Raw genomic sequence first — 7,337 nt, forward strand, 5'->3', positions numbered from 1 at the left:
TGTCGGCCCGGTCCCTCGCCCCCCGCCCGGGGGGCGTGCGGGAGGGTTCTTAGGTGCTGGAGCGGCGCCCGGTGGGCGGGTCGGCACACGGGCCGCGCGACGGCCCTCCTGCTCGTCCCGGCATCGCCCGGCGAGCAGGAGGGGGCCCGGCCAGCGGGCGGTTTCGGACGGTTCGGCTTCCCTTCCTCGAGAAATTGGAGCGATCGATGGGCAATGACACACGTGGTGGCCTGCTCCGCCGCCACCGGGACTTCCGGCTCCTCTGGTTGGGCGAGACCGCGGGGCGCTTCGGTCAGTCGGTCACGGTTCTCGCCGTCCCGTTGATCGCCGTTTCGACCCTGCACGCCGACACCTTCGAGGTGAGCCTGCTGAGCGCGGCGCCCTGGGTGCCGTGGCTGATCATCGGGCTGCCGGTGGGGGTCTGGGTGGACCGGCTGAGGCGCAGGCAGGTGATGTTCTGGGCCAACATCGTCTGCTTCGTGCTCTTCGCCAGCGTTCCCGTGGCGGCCTGGGCGGGAGTGCTGAAGGTTGGTCAACTCCTGCTCGTCGCCCTGCTCGCGGGCGCCGCCACGGTGTTCTTCCAGACCGCGTACACCGCCTACCTGCCGGACCTGGTGAAGCCGGAGGACCAGGCCGAGGGCAACGCCAAGCTCCAGGGCAGCGCCTCCGCGGCGCAGATCGTCGGGCTCGGCTGCGGCGGCCTGCTCATCCAACTCGCGGGCGCGGCCAACGGGATGCTGGTCAACACGACGACCTTCCTGCTCGCGACGCTCTGCCTGGTCGGCATCCGGCACCGGGAGGCCGCCCCCGAGCGGGTCGAACGACCGCGCGGCGCCATGGCCAAGGAGATCCGGGAAGGACTGGGGCTGCTCTTCGGCGACCCCTTCCTGCGGAGCCTGGCGCTCTTCGGAGCGGCGTCCAACCTCGCCCTGTCCGGGTACCAGTCGCTCACCGTGGTCTTCCTGGTCCGTGAGATCGGCCTGTCCTCCGGGACGATCGGCAGCCTGGCGATGGTCAGCGGTGTCGGCGGCGTGCTGGGAGCCTTCGTCGTGCGCCGGGTCAGCGCCAGGCTGGGCACCGGCCGCTCCCTGCTGATGTTCGAGCTGGTGCTGCCGGCGCTGGCCCTGCTCATCCCGCTGGCCGGCCCCGGCTGGGGGCTGACGATGGTCGTCCTCGCCTACGCCGGGGTGTCGATCGGCGTGGTGGCGGGCAATGTGCTCAAGTCCGGGTTCGTCCAGAGCTACTGCCCGAGCGGCGTGCTCGGCCGGCTCGTCGCGAGCTCCGCGTTCCTCAACTACGGCACGATGCCGCTGGGCGCCGTGCTCGGCGGCGCGCTCGGCACCTGGCTCGGTCTGCGTCCGGCCCTGTGGATCCTGACCGCGGGCGTACCGGCGGCGGCCCTCTTCCTCTACTGCTCCCCGATCCGCGGCCACCGGGACCTGCCGACCGGGCACATGTCCGTGCGCCGGCCGGAGACGGACCCCGAGACGGACCCCGAGGCGGACGCGGAGACGGACCCGGAGGCGGACGCGGAGCCGGTCGAGGCGGTCCGCTGAGACGCCGGGCGTCGCCGCGGGCCCGGGGCACCTGAACGGGGGAGTTCCCCGCGCGGCGGGAGGGCGCGGGTTGTGAGCATGGGTACGGCCGGCCCGGGCGGCCGCGGCGCAGGACCCGCGGGCCCGGCCGGGGAACTCCCCGAGGAAGGAAGCACCCGCCCATGGAGGCATCCGCACAGATCGGCGTGACGGGGCTCGCGGTGATGGGCCGCAACCTGGCGCGGAACTTCGCCCGCAACGGCTACACGGTCGCGGTGCACAACCGCACGCCGGGACGGACCACGGCGCTGGTCGAGGAGTTCGGCCACGAGGGCGCGTTCGTCCCGGCGGGCTCGCCGCAGGAGCTGGTGGCCGCGCTGGAACGGCCTCGCCGGCTCCTGATCATGGTGAAGGCCGGGCAGGCCACCGACGAGGTCATCGAGGAGTTCGCCCCGCTGCTGGAAGCGGGCGACATGATCATCGACGGCGGCAACGCCCACTTCGCCGACACCCGCCGCCGGGAGCGGGCGCTGCGCGAACGCGGCATCCACTTCGTCGGCAGCGGCGTCTCCGGTGGGGAGGAGGGTGCGCTGCACGGCCCCTCGGTCATGCCCGGCGGCTCCGCCGAGTCCTACGCCGTCCTCGGCCCGATGCTGGAGCGGATCAGCGCCCACGTGGACGGCGATCCGTGCTGCACCCACATCGGCACCGACGGGGCCGGCCACTTCGTGAAGATGGTGCACAACGGCATCGAGTACGCCGACATGCAGCTCATCGCCGAGGCCTACCACCTCCTGCGGGAGGTCGGCGGGTACACCCCCGCCGAGATCGCCGAGACCTTCCGGAACTGGAACAAGGGGCGGCTCGACTCCTACCTGATCGAGATCACCGCCGAGGTTCTCGCCCACACCGACGCCGCCACCGGCAGGCCCTTCGTCGACATCGTCCAGGACGCCGCGGAGCAGAAGGGCACCGGACGCTGGACGGTGCAGACCGCCCTCGACCTCGGGTCCCCGGTCACCGCCATCGCTCAGGCCACCTTCGCCCGGGTCGCCTCCGCCCGGGCCGGACTGCGGGCAGCCTACCGGCCGCTGCCCGGGGGGACCCGGCAGGAACTGCGCCCGCACGAGGCCGAGCGCTTCACCCGCGACGTCGAACAGGCCCTCTACGCGTCGAAGGTCATCGCCTACGACCAGGGCTGGACCATGATCTGCGACGCCGCGGCCGAGTACGGCTGGGACATCGACCTGGGGGCGGTGGCGAGGATCTGGCGCGGCGGCTGCATCATCCGCGCCGCGTTCCTCGACCGGATCCGCGCCGCCCACGCCGCCAACCCCGACCTGGTCAGCCTGCTCGCCGAGGAGCAGTTCGCGGCCGAGGTCTCCGACGCCCAGGCGGCCTGGCGCACGGTGGTGGCCGGCGCGGCCCAGCACGGCATCCCCGTGCCGGCGTTCTCCGCCGCGCTCGCCTTCTACGACACCCTGCGCAGCGAGCACCTGCCCGCCGCGCTGATCCAGGGGCAGCGCGACTTCTTCGGCGCCCACACCTACCGCCGCACCGACCGTCCGGGCAGCTTCCACACGCGCTGGGCCGAGCCCGGCCGCCCCGAGGTGCGGACGGACGGCGGGACGGCGTAGCGCGTCACCGGCCGGCCCGGCCGGCCCGGCCGCGTGCTCGGGGACGGCGGGTGCGGGGACGACGGAGCTCAGGGGCCGGCGGGACCCGGGGGCGGGCTCAGGCCTTCTTCCGCTCCGCCGCCCGCTCGATCTCGGCGAGCATGTCGCGCGGGAACCAGAGGCTGCTCGCGCCCGCCAGGGCGACCGCCGCCGCCCCGACCAGCACCGGCACGATGCCGACCCGGGAGGCCAGCCATCCGCCGACGAAGGCGCCGACGGGCAGGGTGGCGGTCAGCACGGCCTGGAGAAAGGCGTTCACGCGGCCCAGCAGGTGGGCGGGGGTGACGAGTTGGCGCCCCGTGGTCATGGCGATCGACCAGACGGTGGCCAGCAGTCCGAACAGCAGCTGGTACAGCACCAGGACCGGGAAGGGCAGCCCCAGGGAGGCCGCCGGGATGAGGAAGAGCGCGGCCCCCGCGCCCACGGCGCACAGCCGGATGGCCCGGGCCATGCCCAGCGAACGGGTGACGGAGGTCGCGGCCAGCACACCGGAGCCCATCCCGACGGCGTACGCCGCGTAGACGGCGCCGAGCTGCCACGGGGGCAGCTGCAGTTCCCGGTCGGCGTACAGGACGAACAGGCCGCCGCCGGCCCCGCCGCCCAGGTTGAGTCCGGCCGCGGCCAGGGCCTGGCGGCGCAGCAGGGTCTCGCGCCGGATGACCGCCAGGCCTTCCCGCAGGGCTTCGAGGCGGGAGCGCGCGCCGCTGCCCGCGTTCGCCGGCCGGTTCAGGGAGGTCGGCAGCGCGAGGAACAGGGCCCCGCCGACGAGGTAGGCGGCGCACTCGACCAGCAGCGCCGGGGCCGGGTCGATCACGCTGATCAGGAGGCCGCCGAGCGCGGGCCCGCCGATCAGGCCGATGGTCCGGGCGCCGGTGAGCGAGGAGTTGGCCGGCAGCAGGCGTTCCGCGGGCACGACGCGGGGCAGACAGGACTGCAGCGCGACGCTCTGGGCGGAGTTCAGCGCCCCGGAGGCGGCGGCCGCGGCGAACAGGTGCGGCCAGGTCAGGCCGTCCAGCGCGGCCGCGAGCGGCACGCTGCCGATGGCGGGGACCTGCAGCCAGGACAGCGAGACCAGCATCCGCCGCAGCCGGGCCCGGTCGACGGCGACGCCGATGAGGGGGCTGAGCAGGACGCCGGGCAGGTAGGTCATCGCCATCAGCGCCGAGGCGCCCAGCGGGCCGGCGTGCAGGTGGGCGATGGCCAGCAGCGGCAGCGCCAGCGCGGTGACCTGGCGTCCCACCGAGCTGGTCATCTGCTCCGTGACCAGCAGCAGCAGCGGACGGTGCCGGCGCAGCGGCACGGATTCCGGGGCCGGGGGCGGGGTCGCGGGCGGGCCGGACTCCGCGGGTACGGACGACTCCTCGGCCGTGGAAGATCCCATGTATCAGACTCCTGTGTCGGGCACGGTCCAGTGGCGGATGCGTGGAGGCAGTGTCACCGCCCAGCCCCGCGTGACGAGCACGAGGCCTTCGGACGCCAGGACGGACACGGCCTCACGGCCCGTACTGCTGAGGTCGTCCAGGGCGGTGGGGGTCAGGCAGGCCAGGAAGGTGGCCACCAGGTCGGGGTGGTCCAGCGCGAAGCGGGCCGAGGCGTCCGGGTCCCGGCGGTCCCTGACCTGGAGGAAGCCCGGTCCCTGCCGGTAGTAGAACCGCCCGTACGCGTAGGCGGAGCGCCACTGGGCCAGAGCGGGTTCGGTCTCCGTGGCCCCGGAGGGGTCAGCGGTCCCGGGATCCTGCGGGGCGGGCGGCGGCAGGTGGTGCAGGTGGTGGAGGGCGAAGTCGGCGGCGGAGGGGTCCCGCAGCGCCGGGTCGTCCGGAGCCAGGGACCACCGCACCGGGAGCACGTGGCTCTGGCACTCGCGCAGCAGCCGGACGGCCTCGGCGGCGGGCCGCCCGCCCGCGCCGAGGGGGACCGGCCCGGCGAGGACGACCAGCCGGCCGTCCACCCGGTGGGGGACCGTGTCCGGCAGGTCCGGCAGGTCCGGCGCCGCGAGGGAGGGCTTGGCGATCGGCATCACGCCACCTCCTCGGGGGTGGGGAGGGCGGCCGGGAACGCGGTGTCCAGGTCGGGTGCGCGGACCGGCACCGCCCGGGTGGGCAGTGCGAGCAGGGTGTCGCCGTCCTTGAACACCAGTCCGTGCGCGAGGAGTTCGCGCCCCCAGTCGGTGAGCGTGTCCAGCGGGACCTCGTACCCGGCCTCGGCCAGGCGGCGGTGCAGGGCGGGGAGCGTGCGGCCGTGCTCCAGCTCGCGGAACGCGGCGGCCCGCCAGTGCGTCAGCCGGTGGGTGCGCCGCGGCCAGCCCTCGCGTTCGTCGTGGACGAGCAGGTCCCCCTCCTCGCCGCCGTCGCCGGGGGTGCTGCCGTCCGCGGCCGGTTCGAGCAGGAGCCGGGAGGACGGGTAGGCCTCCGTCCAGCGGTCGATCTCCTCCGCCAGCCGGCGTTCCAGCTCGCCCTGGATGCCGGTGGCCGGGGCGTCGAACAGGTAGACCAGGTCCTCCAGTTCCTCCCGCGGCAGCTGGTAGACGTGCTGGTAGATGTCGGCGGGGCGGCGCTCGGTGAAGCCCAGCGCGGGGTTGGTGAAGTGCGGGCTGAACCGTTCCAGCGCGATGCGGGTGGCACCGCCCGGGGGCTGGAGGTGGCGCAGGGCGGGCATCTGGTCGATGATCTCCGTGTAGTCCTCGTCGCGTTCGCCCGGGAACCCGTAGAGGTAGTTCCAGACGCAGGTGAGCGCGTGGTTCTCGCACTCCCGCATGGTACGGACGTTGCGGGCGCCGGTGACCCCCTTGTCCATCAGACCGAGCACCCGGCTGTTCAGGCTCTCGATGCCGGGCTGGACGTGGGTGACCCGGGCGCGGCCCAGCAGGGCGATCTGCTCCTGGCTGAGGTTCGACTTCACCTCGTAGTGGATGCGCAGGTCCCACCCGCTGTCGGCGGCCCGTGGCAGGAAGTCACGGAAGTAGTCCATGCTGATGATGTTGTCGACCGTGATGACATCGAGCAACTTGTGCCGCTGGACGAGCCGTTCGATCTCGGACCAGAGCTGTTCGCCGTTCTTCGAACGGAACTCCATCAGGCTGCCGTTGAGCCCGCAGAAGGTGCAGTGGTGCTTCTCGCCCCACCAGCAGCCGCGGGCACCCTCCACCACGAGCTTGGGCTCGACGAACTCGGCCACCGGGGAGGAGTCGAAGGACTCCTGCCAGGCGTCGAAGTCGGGGCTGGGCAGCAGTCCGATCGGGACGGTGCCGCGGGCCTCCCGGTTGGCACGCGAGGTGCCGCCGTCCCACCAGCAGACCCCGGGGACGTCCGCGGGGGCCGTGCCGCGCTCGATGTGGGCGAGCAGCGCCGGGAAGGTCTTCTCGGCCTCCCCGCGCACGACGTGGTCCAGGAAGGGGTGGTTGCGGTGCAGGGCGTGGCCCATGACGCTGTCGCAGTTGCTGCCGCCCAGCACGGTGACGACCTCGGGCCGCAGGCGCTTGATCTCCCGGGCGAGGGCGAGCGAGGGCACGTTCTGCAGGAAGGTCGTGGTCATGCCGACCACGTCGGGGTCGGTGGCGAGCACCTCACGGGCGGCCTCGGCGATGAACCGTGCGGCGTGCGGGCGCATCCGCAGCAGGCTGTCGATCGACGATCCGGTGCGGGCCGCGTAGGCGGTGAGCTGCTCGGTGCCCCACTGGTCGTCGTCGTAGAGGCTGCCGGAGAAGACCCAGTCGCCGAAGCCGTCGAACACCTGGTCGTCGGCGACGGTCATGTACTCCGTCGGGGTCAGTTCGCCGTCGCTGTGCTCCAGCAGGAACTCGGCCCAGCGCAGCCACCCGTGGTACTCGGCGACCTCGTCGGCCGGCCGTTCCCGGGCGACGAGTGCGTGCAGGAGACCGACCTGGAGCGACGGCATCTCCAGGGCCTGCCACGGCATGGAGACGAGCGCGATACGCATTCCCTGGCCTTTCGGACTCTCGGACGGTGAAGAGGACAGTGGAGAGGCGGGGGGGGCCCCGCGGGGGGGGGGGCCCGGGGGGCGGCCCCGCGCCCCGGCACCCCCGGTTGCGGGGCACCCGCGGCCTGGGGCCGGGCCGGGTGCTGCTCGCGGTCATGGGCGGCCCCATCGGGTCGACCGGGGCGCCCAT

At 73.7% G+C, this 7,337-nt stretch carries 5 protein-coding genes; 2 read left to right on the plus strand and 3 right to left on the minus strand.

Annotated elements, in window-relative coordinates:
- Positions 1 to 206: 206 nt before the first annotated feature.
- Together ACWGJO_RS40320 and gndA are read left to right on the plus strand one after the other, a co-directional pair.
- Complete coding sequence (locus tag ACWGJO_RS40320; RefSeq protein ID WP_452190753.1) at positions 207 to 1,556, plus strand: MFS transporter; 1,350 nt, start codon at positions 207 to 209, stop codon at positions 1,554 to 1,556.
- Between the two features lie 161 nt (positions 1,557 to 1,717).
- Positions 1,718 to 3,172: an NADP-dependent phosphogluconate dehydrogenase gene (gene gndA, locus ACWGJO_RS40325; RefSeq protein ID WP_452190755.1), complete on the plus strand. Its 1,455-nt coding sequence runs from the start codon at positions 1,718 to 1,720 to the stop codon at positions 3,170 to 3,172.
- A 97-nt stretch (positions 3,173 to 3,269) separates the two neighbouring features.
- Here the strand turns inward: gndA and ACWGJO_RS40330 are convergent, their stop codons facing one another.
- Genes ACWGJO_RS40330 through ACWGJO_RS40340 form a run of 3 tightly spaced genes read right to left on the minus strand, consistent with a single transcriptional unit; the run spans position 3,270 to position 7,147 of the window.
- Positions 3,270 to 4,592, minus strand: a complete 1,323-nt coding sequence (locus ACWGJO_RS40330; RefSeq protein ID WP_359912541.1) for an MFS transporter — start codon at positions 4,590 to 4,592, stop codon at positions 3,270 to 3,272.
- A 3-nt stretch (positions 4,593 to 4,595) separates the two neighbouring features.
- Positions 4,596 to 5,228 (minus strand): DUF5825 family protein, encoded by a 633-nt coding sequence (locus ACWGJO_RS40335; protein WP_452190757.1) that lies wholly within the window; start codon positions 5,226 to 5,228, stop codon positions 4,596 to 4,598.
- Complete coding sequence (locus tag ACWGJO_RS40340; RefSeq protein WP_452190759.1) at positions 5,228 to 7,147, minus strand: RiPP maturation radical SAM C-methyltransferase; 1,920 nt, start codon at positions 7,145 to 7,147, stop codon at positions 5,228 to 5,230. Before ACWGJO_RS40340 ends, ACWGJO_RS40335 begins: the two co-directional genes overlap by 1 nt.
- Between the last annotated feature and the right edge of the window lie 190 nt (positions 7,148 to 7,337).

The sequence above is a fragment of the Kitasatospora sp. NPDC054795 genome, assembly GCF_053611565.1.

Bases quoted from the DNA above. Each gene is read 5' to 3' on its own strand.
- ACWGJO_RS40320 (WP_452190753.1), top strand. From the start codon at position 207: ATGGGCAATGACACACGTGGTGGCCTGCTCCGCCGCCACCGGGACTTC.
- gndA (WP_452190755.1), top strand. From the start codon at position 1,718: ATGGAGGCATCCGCACAGATCGGCGTGACGGGGCTCGCGGTGATGGGC.
- ACWGJO_RS40330 (WP_359912541.1), bottom strand. From the start codon at position 4,592: ATGGGATCTTCCACGGCCGAGGAGTCGTCCGTACCCGCGGAGTCCGGC.
- ACWGJO_RS40335 (WP_452190757.1), bottom strand. From the start codon at position 5,228: ATGCCGATCGCCAAGCCCTCCCTCGCGGCGCCGGACCTGCCGGACCTG.
- ACWGJO_RS40340 (WP_452190759.1), bottom strand. From the start codon at position 7,147: ATGCGTATCGCGCTCGTCTCCATGCCGTGGCAGGCCCTGGAGATGCCG.